At 63.4% G+C, this 21998-nt stretch carries 16 protein-coding genes; 11 read left to right on the forward strand and 5 right to left on the reverse strand.

Annotated features, from left to right (window positions below; translation table 11 throughout):
• Window positions 1-659: 659 nt before the first annotated feature.
• Complete coding sequence (locus J3E64_RS19575) at window positions 660-2216, reverse strand: amidohydrolase family protein (protein ID WP_253344860.1); 1557 nt, start codon at window positions 2214-2216, stop codon at window positions 660-662.
• Between the two features lie 302 nt (window positions 2217-2518).
• Between J3E64_RS19575 and J3E64_RS19580 the strand changes: the two genes are divergently transcribed.
• A complete protein-coding gene (locus tag J3E64_RS19580) occupies window positions 2519-3175 on the forward strand; it encodes a glutathione S-transferase family protein (RefSeq protein ID WP_253344862.1) in 657 nt (218 codons plus the stop codon).
• Window positions 3176-3225: 50 nt separating this feature from the next.
• Here the strand turns inward: J3E64_RS19580 and J3E64_RS19585 are convergent, their stop codons facing one another.
• Entirely contained in the window at window positions 3226-4020 is a 795-nt protein-coding gene (locus tag J3E64_RS19585) for an SDR family oxidoreductase (RefSeq protein ID WP_253344864.1), read from the reverse strand.
• 123 nt (window positions 4021-4143) lie between these two features.
• On the opposite strand from J3E64_RS19585, the gene J3E64_RS19590 reads away from it, so the two are divergent.
• From J3E64_RS19590 to J3E64_RS19620, 7 genes are all read left to right on the forward strand, one after another.
• On the forward strand, window positions 4144-5802 hold the full coding sequence (locus tag J3E64_RS19590; protein WP_253344866.1) for a class I adenylate-forming enzyme family protein: 1659 nt from the start codon (window positions 4144-4146) through the stop codon (window positions 5800-5802).
• On the forward strand, window positions 5799-6896 hold the full coding sequence (locus J3E64_RS19595) for a zinc-binding dehydrogenase (RefSeq protein WP_253344868.1): 1098 nt from the start codon (window positions 5799-5801) through the stop codon (window positions 6894-6896). Before J3E64_RS19590 ends, J3E64_RS19595 begins: the two co-directional genes overlap by 4 nt.
• A gap of 45 nt (window positions 6897-6941) precedes the next feature.
• The gene (locus J3E64_RS19600; protein ID WP_253344870.1) at window positions 6942-8429 is read left to right on the forward strand and encodes an aldehyde dehydrogenase; all 1488 of its coding nucleotides are present in this window, start codon (window positions 6942-6944) and stop codon (window positions 8427-8429) included.
• Window positions 8430-8659: 230 nt separating this feature from the next.
• The gene (locus J3E64_RS19605) at window positions 8660-10126 is read left to right on the forward strand and encodes an aldehyde dehydrogenase (RefSeq protein ID WP_253344872.1); all 1467 of its coding nucleotides are present in this window, start codon (window positions 8660-8662) and stop codon (window positions 10124-10126) included.
• A 32-nt stretch (window positions 10127-10158) separates the two neighbouring features.
• Window positions 10159-10521 carry a nuclear transport factor 2 family protein gene (locus J3E64_RS19610; RefSeq protein ID WP_253344874.1) on the forward strand — a complete coding sequence of 121 codons (363 nt, stop codon included), beginning with the start codon at window positions 10159-10161 and terminating at the stop codon, window positions 10519-10521.
• Window positions 10522-10538: 17 nt separating this feature from the next.
• Entirely contained in the window at window positions 10539-12125 is a 1587-nt protein-coding gene (locus tag J3E64_RS19615; protein WP_253344876.1) for a GMC family oxidoreductase, read from the forward strand.
• A 567-nt stretch (window positions 12126-12692) separates the two neighbouring features.
• Window positions 12693-13436: a FadR/GntR family transcriptional regulator gene (locus J3E64_RS19620; RefSeq protein WP_253344877.1), complete on the forward strand. Its 744-nt coding sequence runs from the start codon at window positions 12693-12695 to the stop codon at window positions 13434-13436.
• Window positions 13437-13630: 194 nt separating this feature from the next.
• Here J3E64_RS19620 and J3E64_RS19625 read toward each other — a convergent pair whose 3' ends face one another.
• Window positions 13631-14950, reverse strand: a complete 1320-nt coding sequence (locus J3E64_RS19625; protein ID WP_253344878.1) for an MFS transporter — start codon at window positions 14948-14950, stop codon at window positions 13631-13633.
• A 370-nt stretch (window positions 14951-15320) separates the two neighbouring features.
• Between J3E64_RS19625 and J3E64_RS19630 the strand changes: the two genes are divergently transcribed.
• Both J3E64_RS19630 and J3E64_RS19635 read left to right on the forward strand, forming a co-directional pair.
• Entirely contained in the window at window positions 15321-15731 is a 411-nt protein-coding gene (locus tag J3E64_RS19630; RefSeq protein ID WP_253344879.1) for a Plug domain-containing protein, read from the forward strand.
• Entirely contained in the window at window positions 15728-17542 is a 1815-nt protein-coding gene (locus tag J3E64_RS19635) for a TonB-dependent receptor (RefSeq protein WP_253344880.1), read from the forward strand. Before J3E64_RS19630 ends, J3E64_RS19635 begins: the two co-directional genes overlap by 4 nt.
• Before the next feature lie 125 nt (window positions 17543-17667).
• Here J3E64_RS19635 and J3E64_RS19640 read toward each other — a convergent pair whose 3' ends face one another.
• Complete coding sequence (locus J3E64_RS19640) at window positions 17668-19269, reverse strand: GMC family oxidoreductase (protein WP_253344881.1); 1602 nt, start codon at window positions 19267-19269, stop codon at window positions 17668-17670.
• A gap of 119 nt (window positions 19270-19388) precedes the next feature.
• On the opposite strand from J3E64_RS19640, the gene J3E64_RS19645 reads away from it, so the two are divergent.
• Window positions 19389-19553 (forward strand): hypothetical protein, encoded by a 165-nt coding sequence (locus tag J3E64_RS19645; RefSeq protein ID WP_253344883.1) that lies wholly within the window; start codon window positions 19389-19391, stop codon window positions 19551-19553.
• 12 nt (window positions 19554-19565) lie between these two features.
• Here J3E64_RS19645 and J3E64_RS19650 read toward each other — a convergent pair whose 3' ends face one another.
• Window positions 19566-21920: an acetyl-CoA acetyltransferase gene (locus tag J3E64_RS19650; RefSeq protein ID WP_253344885.1), complete on the reverse strand. Its 2355-nt coding sequence runs from the start codon at window positions 21918-21920 to the stop codon at window positions 19566-19568.
• Between the last annotated feature and the right edge of the window lie 78 nt (window positions 21921-21998).

The raw sequence follows: 21998 nt of genomic DNA on the forward strand, positions 1-21998 counted from the left end.
GAAGCTTGGAACAGGCTCGTCGATCAGCCGTGGCGCATCATGACAATCGGACGCCGCAAATGGGCATGTGGGTCGTGATCAATGCAGGTTGGTATGACTGGTAACAATCAGGGGAGCACGTCAGCCTTCATACTCGCGCTGAAGGAACGGGTGCGTCGCGCAGGGCGCGGGTCACGCCTGGTTGTGCTATCGGGAGCGCGCTAAGGCCTTTATCGAGCCAGCTTCCGCGCAGCGAAGGCATTTTCGAGCGGCTTGCCGGTCCCGGCGGTGTGACGAGAGGGCGAGGGATCAAGCGGAGCTTTGTTCCACCCTCAGCGGTTCCCAGCTTCCCGATGCGCCGTGGGGAAGTCAGATTGCAGCGGGATCGTCCGACGGGGCAAGATTTGCGACCGCCTCCACCACCGGCGACGAACCGATGAATGCCCATTCCTTGTCGCGCAGCCATTCCCATTCCGGCTCGCCACCCGTAACCAGGGATCGTCGGTCAGCGCATCGATCTCGGTTGCGGTCGCCACCCATGGCGGCTGGGACGACCGCATAAAAGGGCGGACGGAGCGGCCACGCCAGTCCGTCCGAATATAGTGGAAAACTTCAGGAAGATCGCGGTTCAGCCCGCTGCGGGCAGCGAATGGCGATCCGTCCAACAGGAGCTTGTCTCGTTAGACAGCTTCCTTCTTGCGGGAGAAGGCGAGCTGCTCACGGACATCCTTCATGCGAACAGGACCGAGATCGACACTCGGGGGCTCGCCGCCCTTGCCCGCCATATAGCTGACGTCCACGCCCTTCGCCTTGGCGCGGGCGCGCAGCGCGCCAACGGTCGCGTCCTCACGCTTGATTTTGTCGAACGGATTCCAGCTATATTGCCGCATTGCGTTGAGGTGGGTGATCTTGTTGATTTCCTCCTCGGGGATCATGCCCAGTTCCTTCCACAGCTGCTCGGGCGCGTGAGGCCACAGGCAGTCGGCATGCGGATAATCGCTCTCGTAAGTGATGTTGTCGATGCCGATGTCGTGACGCAGCTTGATGCCGGTGCGGTCGGAAATGAAGCAGGTGTAGACATGCTCCTTGAACACCTCGCTCGGCAGCTTGCCGCCGAAATCCTGGCGGGTCCAGGCGCCGTGCTGCTGGCGCACCATGTCCATCCGCTCCATGCAGTGCGGCACCCAGCCAATGCTGCCTTCCGACAGCGCGAAGCGGATGTCAGGGAACTGCCGCAGAATGTGCGAATAGGTGAGATCCGATGCCGTCACATAGAGGCTGACCTGCATGTTGGTGATATAGGCGTCGATCGGTGTGTCCTCCGACGGCGCGGCAGCGCTGGCGTCGGAAATGTGCAGGCAGATGACCACGTTGTTCTCGGCGCAGGCCTTCCAGAGCGGATGCCAATATTCCGAATGCAGGCTTGGCAGGCCGGTCAGCGTCGGATTAGGCGGGAAGCTCACCGCATGACAGCCCTTGGCGACGCAGCGGCGGATTTCCTCTGCCGCCTCAAACGGATTCCAGGTCGGAACAATGCAGCAGGGGATGAAGCGCTCTGGATAGGCTCCACACCATTCGTCGATATGCCAGTCGTTCCAGGCACGAACAATCGCCGTCGCCAATTCCTTGTCAGCCATCTGCTCCAGATTCTGGCCGGCCATACCCACGAAGGAAGGAAAGTTGAGCGAGCCCAAAATGCCGTTGACGTCCATGTCATCGACGCGGGCGTGCACATCGTAGCAGCCCTTGCGCAGTTGATCGAGCGCGGTCGGTTCCATCCCCAACTCTTCGGGCCGGCGTCCCACCACGGCGTTGAGACCGAAACTGCGGATGATACGGTCTTCGATCTTCCAGGCGTCCGCCCCTTCCTCCGTCTTGATCATCTGAGGGAAGCGGCCCTTGAACTTCGCAGGCGTGTGGTTGTCAAAAATCGTCGGCGGCTCGACGAAATGATCGTCGACGCTAACGAGGATCATATCTTCCATTTTCATGTGATGGCCTTTCCTCATCTCACCTCTGTCACGATCCCTATTCTTATAATTCCTGTATATCAATAGAGGAAGCGATTGCATTGGCACTTTTGCCACGCAAATCTTAGAAGCACGTTGCCGCGGCAAAAAAGGCGGACATCGCGCATGCCCGGCCTGTTCCTGACTGACGTCGCAGATCAGCATGAGGAAATGGCCGGCGGGGCGTCCGCTATCCGTCGGCCCGGGCAGGATGTCGAGCGACACCATCTTCGCGCCGGGCACCGGATAGGCGTCGACCGTCGCTTAGCCCGCACTGCTCGCGCCCCGGGGCAACGATGGTGCGCCGCCCTTCCAGATCCGCCCCTCACGGCACGAACGGCGCCGCGCTTGTCTTGTCGAATTTGGGGCGCTTGAAACTCTTCATTGTCGGGAAAATTCTGGTTCGGCCGTGGACGGCGCGATAGAAGTGCCTGGGTTTATGATCAAGCATTGATATAGATATTTAGCGAGAGTCGGATGCGCCGATGACGGGGCAGCCATTTCATGCAATTTACAGCAGGAGAGAGCGCTTGATCGATTTTTACACGGCATCGACGGTTAACGGGTACAAGGTCGCCATCGCTTTGGAGGAACTGGGCCTGCCTTACATGGTCCATGATCTGAACTTAGGCGAGCTGGAGCAAAAGCGCCCCGACTATCTCAAGATCAACCCCAACGGCCGTATCCCTGCCATCGTCGATCGGGAAAGCGGCACAGCGATCTTCGAATCGGGCGCGTGCCTCGTCTACCTCGCCGAAAAGACCGGCAAGCTGACTGGCGCCACCGCGGAGGCGCGCGGCCGGGTCAACAGCTGGGTCTTCCTCCAGACCAGCGGCGTCGGTCCGATGCAGGGACAGGCCAATGTCTTCCTGCATTATTTTGGTGAGGATCTGCCCCGCGTCGCTGCCCGCTACGTCAACGAAACGAAGCGGCTCTACAGCATCGTCAACGACCGGCTGGGGGTGAGCGAATGGCTGGCGGACGATTACAGCATCGCCGACATCGCGATGTTCCCGTGGATGATCATCTCCGACTATGCCGATGTCTCGCTGAGCGACTATCCGAACATCAAGGCGTGGACTGAGCGGATGCATGCGCGCCCAGCGGTGCAGCGCGGCCTCGGCGTGCCACCCAAGCGCGAGATCGCGGATCGCGCGGCGGCCGTGCAGGCGATCCTGCAACGCTGATCCGGGGGGAGGCGCGCCGGCAACTTCGCTTCACCGGCGCCCAGCCTTGTTCAGTCGCCAGCGAAGGCCAGCATGATCGCGTCCTGCGCCTCGCGCACGAGCGGTCCATCACCCGGGTGGGTGGTGATATAGGGCTGTTCCTGCTCCACGCCGCGCACGATCCGCTCACCCGCTTCCTCCGGCGGCATGGGACCGGCGCCGAACACCGCCTTGGGCACTTCCAACTCGATCGAGCCCGGCCGGATCTGCTCTGACTTCTGCTTGATTTGGCTTGCGACCGGGCCGGGGAAGACGACGGACAGGCCTACCGGTCCATCGGCCAGTTCGGTGCGCAGCGCGTTGCAGAAGCCGAGTTGCGCCGCCTTGCTTGCCATATACATGGTCTGGCCGACCATATCCGGCGTGCGCAACGCCGCGAGGGAGCTGGTGACGACGATTCGAGAGGGCGTATCCTGAGCCCGCAGGCCCGGCAGGAAGATTCGCACGCTGCTGACGCAGCCGATCAGGTTGACGCCCATGATCCACTGCCAGTCCTGCACGGTCGTAGCCTCGACAGGCTTCAGGCTGATGACGCCCGCATTGGCGAGGACCAGATCGATACGGCCGCGCTGCGCGCGAATGTCCAATTCCGCGCGCCGGATGGAAGCCTCGTCGGTCACGTCCACCTCATGCGCCGTGGCGTCCGCGCCGGCGGCTTGCAATCCCGCCGCCAACGCCTGAACGCCGCCCAAATCCCGATCGCACAGATGCACCGCAGCCCCCCTTCCGGCTAGCGCGCGGCAGACGCCCGCGCCGATACCCGTTGCCGATCCTATCACGACAGCAACTCTTCCCTTCAGTTCCATGGCCTCTCCACCTTTCGAACATGGTTGTAATTGCGGTATATCAATTCTAGTCTCCTGTCCGCGAACGGGGCGCCACGTCAAGAGTGCGACCGCTACAGAGTCGCCGGAAAAGGAGGAGCAGGCATGCAGGCAAGCGGTTATTGGAGCGAGGCGCGCTTGAGCGCGTGCGGTCTGCTGCCTGCTGCCTCGCCGCTGCTTCCTAACCCGCACGGTCCCCGCGATGTCGCGAGCGTGCTCGACCGGGCACTGGCCGAACGGCCCGACGCAACCGCTCTGATCGGGCGTTTCGGGCGGCTGACCTATGCCGAGCTGGATGAGGCGACCAATGCTGCCGCGGCGGCCTTCAACGCGATCGGCATCAGTGAGGGCGACAGGATCGCTGGCTGCGCGAGCAACCATAACGAATTGGTTATCGCTTTCCTCGCCAGCCAGCGCATCGGCGCGGTGTGGGTCGGCATCAACCGCGCGCTGGCGCTTCCTGAAAAGAAGTATCTGATAGACGATTGCGGCGCTGCCCTGTTCCTGTGTGACACGGACACCGCGGAAACCGCTCGGGCGTGGATCGGCGACGGCTTGCGCCATGTGATGACGCTGGACCCAGGCGATCCCGACAGCGACCTCGCGCGCGCGATCGAAGCGCATCGCGGCGCGCCCCGTCCGGCCGTAACGATCGATCCCTGGGCACCGGCCGGCATCGCCTATACCAGCGGCACCACAGGCTTTCCCAAGGGCGTCGTTCACAGCCAGCACAATATGATGGTCACTGCCACCATCTCTGTCGAATATAGCGGCGACGGCGTCCCGGAAACGGTGCGCGGCACCGCCCTGCCCCTCACCATCCTCAACTGCATGATCCTGGGGCCGCTGGCCGCGCTGTCCACGGGTGCCCCGCACGTGAACCTGGACCGGATCGACGCACAGGGCGTCGCCGAATGGATCGCACAGGAAAAAATCGCCAATATCTCGATAGTCCCGACGCTGATCCAGGACCTGCTGACCCGGCCCGACATCGACCAGGATCAGATCGCCTCGCTCCGCTGGCTGGTCGTCGGCGGATCCACCGTGCCGCAGGCACTGCCGCAACTGTATCGCGAACGGTTCGGCCGGCGCATGACGATCGGCTACGGCCTGACCGAGGGCCCCAACGGCGTCGCCAAGACGCATGAGGCCAGCCCCGAGGGGGCCGGTGTCATCGGCCGCCCCCTGCCGCACCTGCATCTCGCAATCCTCGACGAAACCGGCGCGGAAGTGCCGCGTGGCGAAATCGGGGAGATCGCGATCCGTGCCACCGACAAGGGACCATGGGCAAACGTGTACAAACCAACGCTCGGTTACTGGGGCCGGGCTGAGGCGACGGCCAAGCTGTTGCGCGGCGGCTGGGTACATACCGGCGACGTCGGCCTTCAGGACGAAAGCGGCGAATTCCATATCCGCGACCGGGGTTCCGATCTCATCCTGCGCGGCGGCGCTAACGTCTATCCGGCCGAGGTCGAGCGTGTGCTGCGGATGGACGCGCAGGTGCGCGATTGCGCCGTGCTGGGCAGGCCGCACGAGCGGCTGGGCCAGACCGTCGCCGCCTTCATCGAGACGGATGGCCTGTCCGACGACGAAGAGCAACGACTGCTGGAGCGCCTGCGTGATCTGTGCAAGGCCAACCTCGCCGCATACAAGGCCCCTGCGGACTGGATCGTCGTCCCAGCCATGCCGCGCAACGCCATGGGCAAGATAGTCAAAACCCAACTCGCCGACCAGTTTATGGTCCGCGAAGGGCAGCAGGCGTGAGCATCCAAGCCATGAAGGTGCGCGGGGCCGTGGCTTTCGCCGCCGACCGGGCGCTGGAGATCGTAACCCTAGACCTGCGCGCCCCGCGCGAGGGCGAGGTGATGGTGCGGATGCTCGCGGCTGGCCTGTGCCACAGCGATCTTTCGATGCTGGAAGGCAAGATCGCAAGCTATGGCTTCCCCATCCTGCTCGGTCATGAGGGCGCTGGCGTGGTCGTCGCCTGCGGCCCCGGCGTCACCAGCGTGAAGCCGGGCGACTATGTCGTCCCGACGCCAATCCCTGAATGCCGCGCTTGCACCAACTGCCTGTCCGGGCGGACCAACCTGTGCGAGCGCATGTTCAGCCGGCCGGAGTCCCCGTTCAGCTTCGAAGGACAACCGGTTGCGGCCTTTTCCTCGCTGGGGACCTTCGCAGACCATTCCGTGATCGAGGAGATACGGCTCGCCAGAGTGACGCCTGCTGTGCCGCCGGAAATAGCCTGTTACATCGGCTGCGGCGTTCTGACCGGCGTGGGATCGGCTCTGACGGCGGCCGATCTGTGGCCGGGCTGTTCGGTCGCGATTTTCGGGCTGGGCGGCATTGGCCTGTGTGTGCTGCAAGGTGCCCGGATAGCGGGCGCGGCGCGGATCATCGGGGTCGATATCAATCCAGCGCGTGAGGCGACCGCGCGTGACTATGGTGCGACCGATTTCATCAATCCGCGCGAGACGCCGGACGTTCCAGCCGCGATCCGCGCGCTCACCGGCGCGGGCGTCGATTGCGCCTTCGAATGCGTGGGCCACACCGCCCTGATGGCAGAGGCGTTCGCCTGCACCACGCCCGCGGATGGACAGGCAGTCAGCGTCGGCATCGCGCCATCGGGATCGGAACTGCGCTTCGATCCCGCCGCGTTCATGACCGGGCGGTCCTGGAAAGGCGCGCTACTCGGTGGGGAAAAGCCGCGCAGCGCGATCCCTCGTCTCGCCGACTGGTATGAACGCGGATTTCTGCGCCTCGATGACCTGATAAGCCACCGGCTCACGCTGGACGAGGTCAATCAGGGCTTCGCTCTGATGAAGAGCGGCGACACCCTGCGATCCGTAATTCTTTACTGAGAACAAACTTTACCGCGAAACAACTGAACACAAAGGAGTGGCGGCATGTCCACCTTGTTGGAACGTCCTGATGCGCCCGCATTTCTCGCGGGCACCAAGTTGCTGCTGATTGACGGCAAGCATGTGCCCGCCCGGTCGGGCAAGACATTCGAGGTCGTAAACCCCGCCACCGAGGAAGTGATCGCCACTGTGGCCGAGGGCGATGCGGCGGACATCGACCTGGCTGTCTCCGCCGCGCGCAAGAGCTTCGAGAGCGGCGTATGGCGCAGCCTGCCAGCGTCTGAGCGGGCGCGCATCATGCTGCGCTTCGCCGACTTGGTGGAGGAGAATGGCGATGAACTGTCGCTGCTGGAGACAATGAACAATGGCATGCCGCGTGCCTTTGCGCGGAGCAGCGTCGCGGGCGGCGCCAACTGGCTGCGCTGGTTCGCGGGGTCGGTTACGCGCATCTACGGTCAGACCGCCTCCAGCGCCGTGTCGGCGCCCGGCGAATTCCATGTCTATACGCGCAAGGAGCCGATCGGCGTCGTCGGCCTCATCACGCCCTGGAACGGCCCGATCGGCACCTTCTTCATCAAGGTCTCGCCCGCGCTCGCCGCCGGCTGCTCGATCGTGCAGAAGCCATCGGAGGTGACGCCGCTCACCGCCTTGCGATTGGGCGAGCTGGCGCTGGAGGCGGGCGTGCCCGCCGGCGTGCTGAACGTCGTGCCAGGCTTCGGCGGCGGCGCGGGCGCGGCCATCGCCAATCATCCGGGCATTAACAAGATCAGCTTCACCGGCTCCACCGCGGTCGGCAAGCAATTGGTGCAGGCGTCGGCCGGAAACCTGAAGCGGGTGACGCTGGAACTGGGCGGCAAGTCCCCCTGCGTGGTTTTCGACGACGCCGACATGGACATCGCCATCCCCGGCGCGGCGATGGCGATCGCCGCCAATACCGGCCAGGTCTGCTTTGCGGGATCGCGCCTGTTCGTGCAGCGCAAGTCGTTCGACAAAGTCGTGGCGGGCATCGGCCAAGTGCTCCAAGGCTTGAAGGTCGGCAACGGCCTCGACGAGGACACCATACTCGGCCCCGTCGTCTCCGCTAAGCAGCGCGACCGGGTGCAGGGCTATATCCAGACGGGTCTGTCGGAAGGCGCGGAGATCGTTTCGGGGGGCGCGCCGGTCGATGGCAAGGGCTTCTTCGTCAACCCGACCGTGTTCGCCAACGTCAACGCGAACATGACCATCGTGAAGGAGGAGATTTTTGGCCCCGTGCTGGTCGCCACCCCTTTCGACACGCTGGACGAGATCCCCGCGCTCGCCAATGCATCCAATTATGGCCTGGGCGGCGGCATCTATACCACCAACATCAACACCGCGCATAAGCTGGCGGCGCGGATCGAGACGGGTAATGTCTGGGTCAACTGCTATTCGATGCTGGACGCGTCGATGCCCTTTGGCGGCTACAAGGAATCGGGCTGGGGTAAGGAGCTGAGCGCCGACGGCCTGGACGCGTATCTGGAAACCAAGTCGGTCTGGATGAAACTGTCTTGACATGAGCCGGGCCGGCGAGTGGGCGGACAACAGCCGTTCGTCGCTTCGCCTTCAATGCCCGACTTCGCCCTCGATCCGGACCGGTCGCCGATCTTCGGCAGCGGCATCATCGGGACGATGAATGCGCTGCCTCTGGTCTAGGAGACTTGGCCATAGCCGCCAGCCCGCCGTTGCAATCCTGGCAGATAGAGATAAAAGAATAGAAAATCTGATATTGATGGGATGGACTGATGGGCTTTACTCTTCCGCTTTCGCGTGACGCCTTCTTCATTGACGGGGAATGGGTCACCCCCTCCTCGTCTGAGACGATCGGCATCATCTCGCCCCGGACGGAGGAAGTGGTCGGCACCGTGCCTGCCGGCCAGCCCGCAGACATCGACCGCGCCGTGGCGGCGGCCCGCAAGGCGTTCGACCACGGCCCCTGGCCGCGCATGTCGGTGGAGGAGCGTGGCGCGATCATGCGCAAGGTCGCGGCCTATATGCGCGAGCGGGGGCCGGAGGTCGCCAAACTGGTCTCAACCGAGATGGGCGGCCCTATGAGCATGCTCGGCCGCTTCCCCGACGGCGCAGGCAACCTTATCGACTATTATGCCGATCTTGCGAAGGAAGTCGGCTTTGCCCATCCCCGCATGGGGCAGGTCGGCCCGGCGGTGGTGCGCAACGAGCCGGTGGGTGTCATCGGCGCTATCACGCCGTGGAACGGGCCGCTCACCCTGCTGCTCATGAAGTTCGCGCCTGCGCTGATGGCAGGTTGCACGATGGTGTCCAAGCCCTCGCCCGAAGCGCCGCTCGACGCCTATGTGCTGGCCGACGCCTGCGCAGCCGCCGGCCTGCCCGCCGGCGTGTTCAACCTGGTGCCCGCCGGGCGCGAGGCGGGAGAGCATCTGGTCAGCCACAAGGATGTCGACAAGATCGCTTTCACAGGCAGCACCGCCGCCGGCCGCCGCATTGCCGAGATCTGCGGCCGCGACCTGCGCCGTGTCGCTTTGGAACTGGGGGGCAAGTCGGCGCTGATCGCACTGGACGATGCCGACGCGGCAGCCGTGGCAAAGACCGCCATCCCCTTCGGCCTGGGTTTCAACAGCGGCCAGGCCTGCGCCGCGCTGACCCGCATCCTCGTCCCCGCCCGGCGGCAGGCCGAGTTCGTCGAGGCGCTGTCGGCGCAGATGGAAACGCTGGTCACCGGCGACCCGTTCGACCTTGCCACCACGGTCGGCCCGATGGTCGCCGAGCGGCAGCGCACCCGGATCGAAGGGTTGATCGCCACCGGCAAGCCCGAAGGCGCCACGCTGGTGCGCGGCGGCAGTCGACCCACCGACCTGCCGCGCGGGTGGTACGTTGCCCCGACCCTCTTCTGCGACGTCAAGAACGAGATGACGATCGCGCGGGAGGAGATTTTCGGCCCCGTGGGCGTCGTCATCCCCTATGAGGGCGATGATGAGGAAGCGATCCGCATCGCGAACGACACGCCCTATGGCCTGGCCGGCGCCGTGTTCAGCCCAGACATCGACCGCGCGTACAGCGTGTGCCAGCGTGTGCGCGCGGGAACCTATGGCGTCAACACCTTCTACATCGACCCGCGCCTGCCCTTCGGCGGTTTCAAGGCATCGGGCATTGGGCGGGAGAACGGCAAGGAAGGGCTGCTCGCCTTCACCGAGACGAAGACGGTGCTGGGCCTGCCCGAAGGCATAGTCTGACCGCCTCGCTCGTATTACAGCCGGAGAGGATCATGACGGACGAGCAAGCGATCCGCGAACTGCAACTTGATTATGCGCGCCATTTCGACGCGCGCGATGCGCAGGCTTTCGCGGACCTCTACACCGACGACGCCGTTCTGGTGCAGATCGGCGGCAAGGAAATCCGCACCAGGGAAAAATTCGTCAAGTCGGTGGTCAACATGCCGCCCCCCAATGGCGGCTATCACAAGGTGCTGGAGACCGACACGAAGATCTACGGCGACGAGGCCAGCGCCAGCGTTCGATTCCAGGCGCGCACCACCAGCGGTCAGGACGTCACCGGCCAGTATGAGGACAGTTATCGGCGCACACCCGAAGGCTGGCGGATCACCCGCCGCGCGGTGTTTCTGGACTGAAGCGAACAGGGGAGGATATGGACAGTTTCGATTATGTGATCGTCGGCGCGGGCCCTGGTGGCTGCGTGCTGGCCAATCGCCTGAGCGCAGACCCGGCGATCCGCGTGGCGCTGGTGGAGGCCGGGCCGCCAAACAAGAACTATCTGATCGACATGCCCAAGGGCTTCGGCAAGCTGTTGACCGGATCGCCCTTCGTCACCCATTATCCGACCGAGCCGGACGCCACTGGACAGGCTTATGTCTGGGCGCGGGGCAAGACGCTGGGCGGCTCTACCTCCGTCAACGGCATGGCCTATTCACGCGGTCAGCCGGAGGATTATGACGGATGGGAAGCGATGGGCGCGACCGGCTGGGGCTGGAAGACCATGCTCAAGGCCTTTCGCGAGATCGAGGATCATGAGCTGGGTGCGGACGAGATGCGCGGTGCTGGCGGCCCGCTGCATGTCGGCGTCAACAAGGTCAGGCATCCGGTGAACGACGCCGTGCTGGAGGCGGCGCGCGCCAATGGCCTGCCCGTGCGCCCAGACAATAATCGCGAAGATCAGGCCGGCATCGGCCCGATGGCGCACATGATAAAGAATGCCAAGCGCATGAGCGCGGCCGACGCCTTCCTGACGCCGGTGCGCAGCCGCCGGAACCTGATCGTCATTACCAACGCGCGGGCGAACCGCATCCTCTTCGAAGGGCGGCGCGCGACCGGAGTGGAGCTGGCGATAGCCGGCGGTACGCGGACGCTTTCCGCCACGCGTGAGGTGCTGGTCTGCGCCGGCGCGTTCGAAACGCCCAAGCTGCTGATGCTGTCCGGGATAGGCCCGGCCGAGCATCTGACGGCCCATGGCATCGCCGTGCTTCAGGACAGCCCGTCGGTCGGCACGAACATGGCCGAGCATCGCGGCATCGCGTTGCAATATCAGCTGAAGGACAAGCTCAGCCACAATCCGCAATTTTCCGGCTGGCGGCTGATCCTGAACGGCATCCGCTATTATCTGACCAAGACGGGCGTACTCTCCTACGGCTCGCATGAGTTGATGGGGTTCGCCAAGGTTGTGCCGCAGTCGCGCACCGCCGACACGCAGCTTTTCATCTCGCCCTTCTCCCGCGTGCCGGGCGCGCCCCGCCCGATGTTCGAGAAGGAGCCGGGCGCGCAATGCCTGATCTACCCCACCCGGCCGACCAGCCGCGGCACGGTGACGCTGCGCTCCGCCGACCCCGCCGACCTGCCGGTGATCGCGCCCAATGCGCTCGACACCGACTATGACCGCCATGTCAGCGTGGAGATGGTCCGCTATGTCCGCAAGCTGTTCGACACAGCTCCCCTGTCGGACCTGGTTACGGACGAAACGCTACCAGGCGCGGAGGTCGAGAGCGACGAGGAGATTTTGCAGGCGATCCGCACCAAGGGGACCTGGGGCTTCCATACCTGCGGCACGGCCCGCATGGGCAGCGACCCGGCAAGCGTCATAGACCCGCAACTGCGCGTGCGCGGGGTCGAGGGGCTGCGTGTGGTGGACGCATCGGTCTTCCCGACGATACCATCCTGCAACACCACGGCGCCTGTCGCGGCGCTGGCATGGCGCGCGGCGGAAATCATCCGCGCCGCCTGACTAAAGGCGCTGCGGCTTAGGCCGGGAGGGCAGAACACTGCCGCCCGGCCTGTACAGGGGCCTGAAGACAAAGCGAAGATCGTCCAGAACTGACCGTATGTTCCGCCAGGCAATGAACTGTGAATGTCACAACGTCGATCCGCTGCTGCCCCGCCTCGGCAGCTGGGAGGTGCAGGCGATGACCGGCGCGCTCCCGGGCCCAATCTGGATTGGCCTATGTGCTGCGCGGCGACCCGGCCACGCTGAAGATCCCGCGGGCAAGCGACCTGCCTTCGATCCCGCATCTCGACACGCCCGTTTTTTTTCCGCTGAGCAATGCGACGAGGTATATGCGATCCGTCGCCGCACGCTGGCGCACCATTTCTTCTGGTAAGGACTATGCCGGCGTGGCACGGTTGCCCAAAATGGTCCGCTCGGGGATGTCGGATTTACGTTGTCACGGGGCAACAGCGCGTTACCCATTGAATCCTGTATCTTGTGCTTCATAAGGAATGTCCGCTGGCATACGAAAGAACCATCAGGGAGCGCGAGTTGGATTGCGCAGGACAGAAGGAGAGAAGCAGGCGGATGCAGGCACCCGGCGCTTCAGCGGTCAATCAAGTGGCGGATCGCATCCGGGAAGATGTGTTTCAGCTACCCGACGGTGCCCTCCTGGGGTCTGAGGAAGACCTTATTCTGCGCTACAATGTCAGCCGCCCGACATTGCGGCAGGCCGCGGGCCTCATCATTCAGGAGCAGTTGCTGCTGGCGCGGCGCGGCGTAGGTGGCGGCTTCTTCGTCCGACGACCCGATGCGGATGTCGTGACTCATATTGTCTCGCAATATTTGCGCTCACGCAGCGTCGGCATCAGGCAACTGGCCGATGCAGTCCGGCCGATCCGCGTGGAGATTGCCCGCCTGGCAGCCTTGTCGAAGGATGATGCGCTACGCACCGCAATGGCCGATTTCCTGGCAGAGGATGAACCGCCAGGACAAGATTTGGAGTTTCAAACCTTTCTCCAGCGAGAACGCGCGTTCAACCATCTGCTCGGCGACCTTTCCGGCAGCGCCACCTTGTCGTTGTTTCTCGAAATCCTCCTCGACCTGTCCTCGATGGTGCACCGGGAAAGCGACATGTACCGTGGCCACCCAGAGCGGCTTTCCGCCTACCGGCGTGAACGGCTGCGCTTGGCGCAAGCGGTGATAGATTGTGACGACGAATTGGCGGTGGTGGCAGCGCGGCGCTGCGCGAAGATGAGTCATGACTGGCTGATGGATGGCCTTGCTGAGGTAGAAAAACCTAATAAGTCTCGGCGGAAGACCAAGGAGTAGAAACAATGCGTGCACTGTGACGGTTGTACCTCGGGAACCGGGCGCACCATTGTCGCGCATCTGAGGGAGCGTGGGGCATGCGGTCGCAGCGGGCCGCGACGTCGACACGCTGAACAGCGTGGAACCGATCGCTCATTAAGAAATCGTGGAAGACAAGAACTTGGAGCGGCGCCTGATCCAATCAGATCGCCGCTCTAGGCCATTGGAACGGCACCCTGCCTGCGGCGCTGCAACAGGCCGGTGTAGACGTAAATCCCGGCGATCAGCACGCCCAGCACCGCCGAAACGGCAACCAGCGACCAGCGCAGCGACTGGACGCCTGTATCGCCCTTCATCTCTTCGCTGAGTACTCCCATCACCAGCGGACCGAGCCCATAGCCAACGACATTGTTGAAGATGTTCATGATCGCCAGCGATGTGCCGCGGACATTCGGCCGCACAAGCGATTGGCTGAGCGCGAAACCCGCCGGCGCCCAGCATGTGGAGGCTACGCCCCAGATGGCGGCACAGATAAAGGACAGCACAAGATTGTCCGCCGCCAGCATCAGCGTGCCGGACAAGGCCTGCGCCAGCGATGTCAGCGCCAGCACGAAGAAGGTCCGGTGCATGCGCCCCTCGCCGCCGACCCGGTCCACCAGCCAGCCGCCCAGATACATGCCCGTAAGGCTGGCCACCCCTACAACAGGCCCGAGAATAGCGCCCAGCTGCGCAAGGTCCATGCCATGCGAGCGCTGGTAGAAGCTTGGCAGCCAGTGCGCGATCGCCGTTACCATCGACCCAAGTCCGCCAGCCAGGAACAGCAGCATAATGACCGGCTGGCCGACAACGGCGGCGATCGACGCGAGCAAGGACGTGTCGACCTCTTCCGTCTGCGGCGTGTCATGCGCGCCGCGACGCGGTTCGCGAAAGGTGAAGTAGATGACGAGCGCCAGCAGCAACCCCGGTATGCTGAGGATGTAGAAGGCGGAGCGCCATCCGTGATTCGCCACGAGATAGCCGCCGACCGGCAAGGCAGCGCTCATCCCCAGCGCGCCGGCTATGGGATAGAAGGCCACTGCTCGCGCCCGCTTTTGCGGCTCGTAAAGATCGACGATCATAGATACGGCGGCAGGGCTGACGCCGGCCTCTCCCGCGCCGACGCCGAGCCTTGCGATCATCAATTGCACCGCTGACGCCGCTGCGCCACAGGCGAAGGTCATTGCGCTCCACAAACCGACACAGCCGCACAGGATCAACTTGCGATTTGCGCGATCCACCAACCGGCCCATGGGAATGGAAAACAGACTGTAGGTCAGTCCAAAGCCAAGCCCCGACAGCAGTCCGAGCATGGTGTCGGAGAGCTGGAATTCGCCTTTGAGCGCAGGCATGACCGTGGCAAACACCTGCCGGTCGACACCCGCCACGAAGAAGCTGAAACAGCACAGGAAGAGCAGATATATCCGGTAGCCGCCACTTGCGGGCGCAAGGTGTGCGCCTGACGACGATGGCGCGGATGCCGTGTCGATCGAAGCCATATCAGTCCTCTCCTCAGGCCCGACAGCCCGGACCGTAACCGATCCGGTGCATGTATGGCGCCTCGCTTTTCAGCTTTTCAAAGCGATAAAAGAACTATATCAATATATCAACAGCTTCGAAAACAGGGAGCGAAGGGGAGAGCTAGATCAAGGCTGTGGTTCACGCAGCCGCGTGCATGAAATGCGTGCTCGCGGCAGGTCAACCTATTTGGCCCGAAGCTCAAATTCCAAATTAATCGATGAAAAGGTCGCTCATGTCGCGTTGCCGTATGAGCGCAGCTTTTTTGTGTAGGGGGAGGATGAGAGTAAAAAAAGATATCTGTTTATTGCTACGGCCGCTGTCGCGCTTGGAGTGGCTTACGGAACAGGGGTGGCCGCCGCCGAGGTCGAGCAGTCCCAGACCGGCGTGGCCGACATCATCGTGACTGCGCAGCGGCGGGCTGAGAACATGCTGGACGTGCCCATCGCCATTACTGCCTATTCGGGCGAAGCGCTGGTACAAAAAGGACTGCGAGATTCCCGTGATATCGAGCTGTCGACGCCTAGTCTGAGCATCGGCAACCAGTTTGGCGCGGCAAACTCGGCGGTCGTCAACCTGCGCGGTCAGGTGCAAGCCGACAACGTCATCACCGTCGATCCGTCGGTCGGCGTCTATTTCGACGACGTCTATCTGGGCCGCGCCAACGGACAGATCACAGAATTGTTCGATGTCGAGCGGGTGGAGGTGCTCAAAGGTCCACAGGGCACGCTCTACGGCCGCAACACGACCGGCGGCGCGTGAAGATCATCGCCAAGAAGGCAGATCCTTCCGCCCCCGCAGGCGGCTATGTTTCGCTGAGCTACGGCAATTGCAACTATATCGCCGCTGAAGCGGGCATCAACCTGCCAATCGTGCCAGACCTCCTGGCGATCCGGGTGGCGGGCACGATGCGGTTGCAGGATGGCTGGACCAAGACGATCGTAACCGACGGCGGATCCATCGGCGTCGGCGCCGTCCCCACCTGCACGGTCGTCGACACCAACGACAAGAACTTCAAGTCGGTTCGCGGTAGCCTGGTCGCGAAAGCATCAGAGGCACTGACGATCACCCTGGCGGCCGATTATACGAAGAACAACGCCAACGGCATCCTGACTCGCAACAATCTGGGCGACGTGTTCTCCGGCAACGTCTTCGATCCCACGAACCGGGGCTTCTCCTTCTCCCCAGAGGGCAGGGATTTCCGGGTGGGCCGGTCTCACCTGATTCCGTTCTCCAACCTCTCGCAATGGGGCGCATCGGGCACGGTCGAATGGAACCTAGGGCCGGCGACAGCCAAGCTGATCCTGGCCCATCGCGAGGTCGACGTGAAGGTTCGCTCGGATGTCGACGGCTCAGACGCCTTCCTGCTCGACGCCAGCTACACGATGGACATGAAGCAGGATTCGGCTGAGCTGCAGCTGACCGGCGATGCCATTGATGATCGGCTGCACTGGCTGGTGGGCGGCTTCTGGTTTGACGAGAAAGGCAGCGAGAGCACCGACTCCTTCGCCTTCTACGGTCTCGACTACCGCGTTTCGGCGAGCGACGCGTTCAACAAAAGTAAGTCGGTCTTCAGCCATCTGGTGTTCGACATCTCCGACCGGCTCAGCGCGACGATCGGCGGTCGTTATACCTGGGATGGCAAAAAGATTGAGAATAACAGCCGTTTGAACACCTTCTGCCCGTTTCTGGCCCCACAGGAAGGCCTGGTGGTGCGCAGCGCCACCGATTGCACGCTGACCCGCGACGCCAAAACATCCTTCGAATCCTGGACGCTCGGCCTCGACTACAAAGTCGCGCCCGACGTGCTGCTCTATGCGAAGTCAGGCCGCGCTTCGCGTTCGGGTGGTCAGCAGGCGCGCGGCTATGGACTTGATCCCACGGCGCTCAACCCGTTTACCGGGGAGATTGGCTTCGACTCATCCGCACCGTTCAGCCCGGAAACGCTGACGGACGTGGAGGTGGGCTTGAAATGCCTGCTCTTCGATCGCAAGCTGAAATTCAACATCGACTATTATCACAGCTGGGTGAAAGATCAGCAGCAGGCGACGATCGTTCCATTGACGCTGAGCCCGGGCCTAACCACCACCTTCGTCGCCAACCTGCCGGGCACGACCAAGGTGCAGGGGGTAGAGGTGGAGTCCACTTTGAGACTGGGTAGTCTCACGCTGGATGCTTCGGGCAGCTATACGGACGTGACGGTCTCGGACCCGGCTGTGTTCGTCCCCGTCCTTTCACCGAAATGGAAGGCGTCTTTTACCGCAACCTATGATATCCCGGTATCCTACGGCACCTACGCGCTGAGCGCGACCTATGGTTACACCAGCGAGCAGTTCGCCAACGCGACTACCGCCTTCAGTGCCCTGACACGGCTCGCCCCACGCGAGGTCGTGAATGCGCGGGCAGCGCTTAACCTCAAAAACGGACTGAGCATCGCGCTATGGGGCAAGAACATCTTCGATGAGGAGTATTACAACTCCAATGCGGGGTTCGCTCCGCTTGGACTGAACATCAACCCGTCGTTCGAAGGCGCACCTCGTGAATATGGGCTGACGTTAACCGCCAACTTCTGATGAACTGCAAAGGTGACAGCGCGCTCCGGCTCGCCGTCCCTTTTTTTGACAGTGTTGAGCCCAGAAGACTGCTCAGAGCACCAAGGGGCGAACCAGCCTCACACTGCGGCCATGGCAAGCCTTCCTCAAGCTTGATCTTCCCGGATCATGTCGGCGGCCTTTTCCGCGATCATGATCGTAGGGGCATTGGTGTTGGCGGATGGTAGCGACGGCATGATCGAGGCGTCGACAACCCGCAGACCGGCCAAGCCGTGAACGCGCAAACGGGGATCGACCACAGCCATCGAATCGGTGCCCATGCGGCAACTGCCCGCCACATGATAGGCGCTGAACGCCGAGCGGCGGACATAGGCCTCCAGCGCAGCATCGTCGGTCAGGTCCGGCCCCGGCACAGTCTCGCCCGCCACCACGTCAGCGATGGCGGGCTGTTCCATGATCTTGCGGGTCAGTTTCACCCCTTCCAGGATGACGTGCATGTCTTCTGGGTCGGTCAGGAAGTTGACTAGAAATTCGGGATTAGCCGCCGGATCGGAACTGACGGCATGCGTCCAGCCCCGGCTGCGCGGGCGGCAGGGGCACAGCGCCACGCTCATGCCCGGCTGATCCTCCGGCTTGAAAGTCCGGCTTTTCGGATCGCTGCTGAACGGTCGCGCCATAAATTGCAGGTCGGGCGAGGCGGCGTCACGTCGCACATAGGCGAAGCCCGACACCATGCCCGGCGTCATCGTCAGCACGCCGGAGCGGAACAGGTAGAATTTCGCGATCTCGCGCAGTAGACGCCTGCCCTGCGCATCCTGATTTCCCGATGCGATGTCTCGCAGCCGATACGCCACGGATAGCGCGACATGGTCCTGCAGATTCTCGCCCACACCCGGCAGGTCGTGGACCACGGGGATGGCGAGTTGCCGAATCCGCTCCCCCTGCCCCACGCCCGACAGCTCGAGCAGCTGCGGCGACTTGAGAGCGCCCGCCGCCAGGATCACCTCGCCCGCGCGGCTTTCATGGCGCTTGTCCCCCTGCCGCCAGACGACGCCCACGGCACGCTTGCCCTCGAACAGGACGCGCTCGACAAAGGCATGGGTTTCGAGCCGCAGGTTGGCGCGGCCGAGCGCGGGACGCAGGAACGCCGTCGCCGTGCTGCACCGCTCGCCCCGTCGCATCGTCGAATAGGCGGTCGACAGGCCTTCCGGGTCGGGCAGGGTATAATCGTCGGTCGCGGGTAGCCCCGCCTCGACCGATGCCGCGACAAACCGGTCCAGCGCAGGCGCGCGATAGGGCGATCGCTCGACGCCGAGCGGCCCGCCCTTGGCATGATTGGGACCGGCTGCGCCGCCGAAATCTTCAGACCGCAGATAATAAGGGAAGACCGAGTCCCAGTCCCATCCGGTGCAGCCCGCCTGGGCCCAGCCGTCGAAATCGGCGCGATGCCCGCGCACATAGATGAGGCCGTTGATCGAGCTGGAACCGCCCAGCACCTTGCCCTTGAAGTGCGGCAAGGTCCGACCGCCCAGCCCCGGCTCGGGCTGCGAGACGTGGCCCCAGTCGCTGTCGGGCCGGCCCAACATCTTCACAAAACCGGCGGGGATGTGGAAGAAGCGGTTGCGGTCTTGCCCGCCCGCCTCCAGCAGCAGCACGCGCGATCCGTCCGCCGACAGCCGGTTGGCGAGCACGCAGCCTGCCGACCCCGCACCGACGATGATAAAATCCCAGCCGATCCCGTCAGCCATCCTCGCCCTTCCCTTATTCCTATGCAGGAATTCGCTATCCTTACTCGACCTGGTAGGTCAACTCCTCTTATGATCACAGCCAAGAGGAGAGCGAGGAGAACGCTCGGGCGAGGAGTGTCATGATATACACGCTCGATGACAAGCATGACATGGCAAAGCAGTTCAACGGGTCAGCAATGCCGCCAACTATGCACGGAAACGAACTTCACCGCCTGTGGTTCGCGAAGAACTGCGTCGCCTTTTTTGAAATTTCCCTTTCCTCCCCCGAGCAGCCGAAGGCGTAGACTCTGATCGGGTCAGCGGTTCTTCCAGACCGGCGGGCGCTTCTGGGCGAAGGCGCTCAGCCCCTCCGCCATGTCCTCGCTGATCGACAGGCTGTCGATCGCAGTAGAATGGAGCGTTGCTGCCGTCGCCTTCACGTCGTCGGGCTCCTGATCGCCCTCATGGATGATCTGCATCGTGAGGCGAACCGAGGTGGGGGAAACCGATGCGATCTCGGCGGCGAGCCTGCGTGCCTCTGCAAGCGCCTCGCCCGGTGCGGAGATGCGGTTGACGAGACCCCAGCGTGCGGCTTCATCCGCGGCCATGTGGCGGCCGGTCAGTAGCATTTCCACTGCGATCTTGCGCGGGATCTGGCGCGGGAGACGGATTGCGCCGCCCGCAGCGGCAATGACCCCGACCTTAACCTCGGTGAGGCCGAACTTGGCCGAAGGATCGGCGACGATCATGTCGCAGGAAAGACTGATCTCCAGCCCACCGCCCAAGGCGGCGCCGTTCACCGCCGCGATCAGCGGCTTGGTCCGGCGGCGGCTGGTAAGGCCGGCAAAGCCGCTGAGCGGGATCGCCGCCCCGCCCTTGGCCGCCCCTTTAAGGTCCGCGCCTGCGCAGAAGGCCTTGTCGCCCGCACCGGTCAGGATCGCCACCCACAGGTCCGGATCGGCCTCATAAGCGTTGAAGATTTCGTCCAGATCAAGGTGGCCCTGGGCAGAAATGCTGTTGCGCTGGTCCGGCCGGTTGATCGTGACTTCCAGCACATGGCCGCGCCGTTCAACCAGCGCAGTCTCGTAGGCATCGCGGAAGGCAGGCTTCACGCGTGGATAGACCATCTCCAGCCGCGCCTTGTCGAAGAGGAAGCGGTTCCCCTCCGCGCGGTGCGTGACGTAGATGGAGCGCCCCAGCGGGTCCTTCTCCACCATTTCCTGCAACGTCTCAGCGTCGGCCTCGTTCGCCAGGAAGCGGGTGCCGTCGGCCAGTTCACCGACGACCACGGCCTGCACAGGAACGCCCTTCACATAGTTGATCGTGTAAGAGAGGATTTTAGCCGTGCCTTCCGCCGTCCGCGTGACCTGGGGCTTGGGCTCGGCGTCCAACTCGCGCTGGATATTTTCCTTCTCGCACGCGGTCCATTCCGCCGGGGTCGTCGACAACACGGCCGCGCCATATTTGGAGACAAAACCGCCATTGACCGCGACCAGACCCAGCTTACCCGGACTGGCACGCAGCTTTTCGGCCATGGTGGCGAAGCCGTGCATCGAATAATTATTTCCTGGACCGCCGAAATAGCAGAGCCCGCCGGTCACCGTCAGACCGCGCGGATCATTTGGCGACAGGCCTAGCGCATCGACCGCGCCCGCGAACACGGCGATGGGGAAACAGCTGTAGAAATCGAAAAAGGCGATATCGTCCCTGCCCACGCCGGCGGTGCGCAGTGCACTTTTCAGCGATGCCTTGGCCGCAGGCGACGCGCCCATGTCGGTCCGTTCGATGATATCCCGCTCATTGGCGAGCGCCGAACCGTGAAAATAGACCCACTTCTCTTCCGGGATACCGAGCTCCCGCGCCTTGGCCACGGACATGAGCAGCGCCGCGGCTCCCTGATTCACCTGATCGCGCGAGACCATCTTGAGCGGGTAAGGGTCGGCAATCATGCGGTTGCGCTCGCTGATGGTGGCGAGGTCATTGACGCTCATCGGCTCGGTCGCGGCGCTGGAATAGGGGTTTGCGGCGGCGATCTGCGTGAAGGGCGCGAACAGCTTCGCCATTTCCCGGCGATAGGAGTCCCGGTCCAGCCCCAATCGTGCACGGCGGGCATTTTCGAGGATGCCATAGGCCGGTGCCGCCGCTGCAATGCCATGGCTGACATTATAGCGGTTGACGAGCCCCTCGATACCGAGGCCGTGATCCTCGATCTCAGCCTGATAAGTTTCCGTCCATTCGCGCTTCTCCCCGGCAGACTTGAGGTGACGCACGGTCGAGATGGCTTCCGAGCCGAAGGCGATTGCGGCCTGCGCTTCTCCCTTGGCGATGCGATCCGCCATGTCGGTTATCAGCGCCAGCGGCGATTGGCCGCCCGCCTTCTCGAGAATCGCCACCTTGGGATGAAGCGCCAGACGCGCGGCGATGGCGAGAGGATATTTGTCGGGCTTGCCGAATGCCGCCGGCATCGGCGTCGAATCCTCAAAGGTACGGATGCCGCCGACAATGTCGATCGCGGCCTTGACGGCCTCGCCCACACCGGTGTCATCGATTGCCGCCTGAGCGGCAGCCGCAGCCATATCGGCCGGTGACAGGCCTTGATAATCCGGGCTACCAAGCCGATCGACAGCCTGTCCTACCCCGACGATGACAGGCGTATTTTCCGAGGCGTTCATTCTACCTCTCCCAATCCGATACCGGCTTTACGAATGGCGGGCGGTTATGTCAGATCAAATGTTGGCCTGAACGGCTGT

It is taken from the genome of Sphingobium sp. OAS761 (assembly GCF_024168485.1).
Lineage (GTDB): Bacteria > Pseudomonadota > Alphaproteobacteria > Sphingomonadales > Sphingomonadaceae > Sphingobium.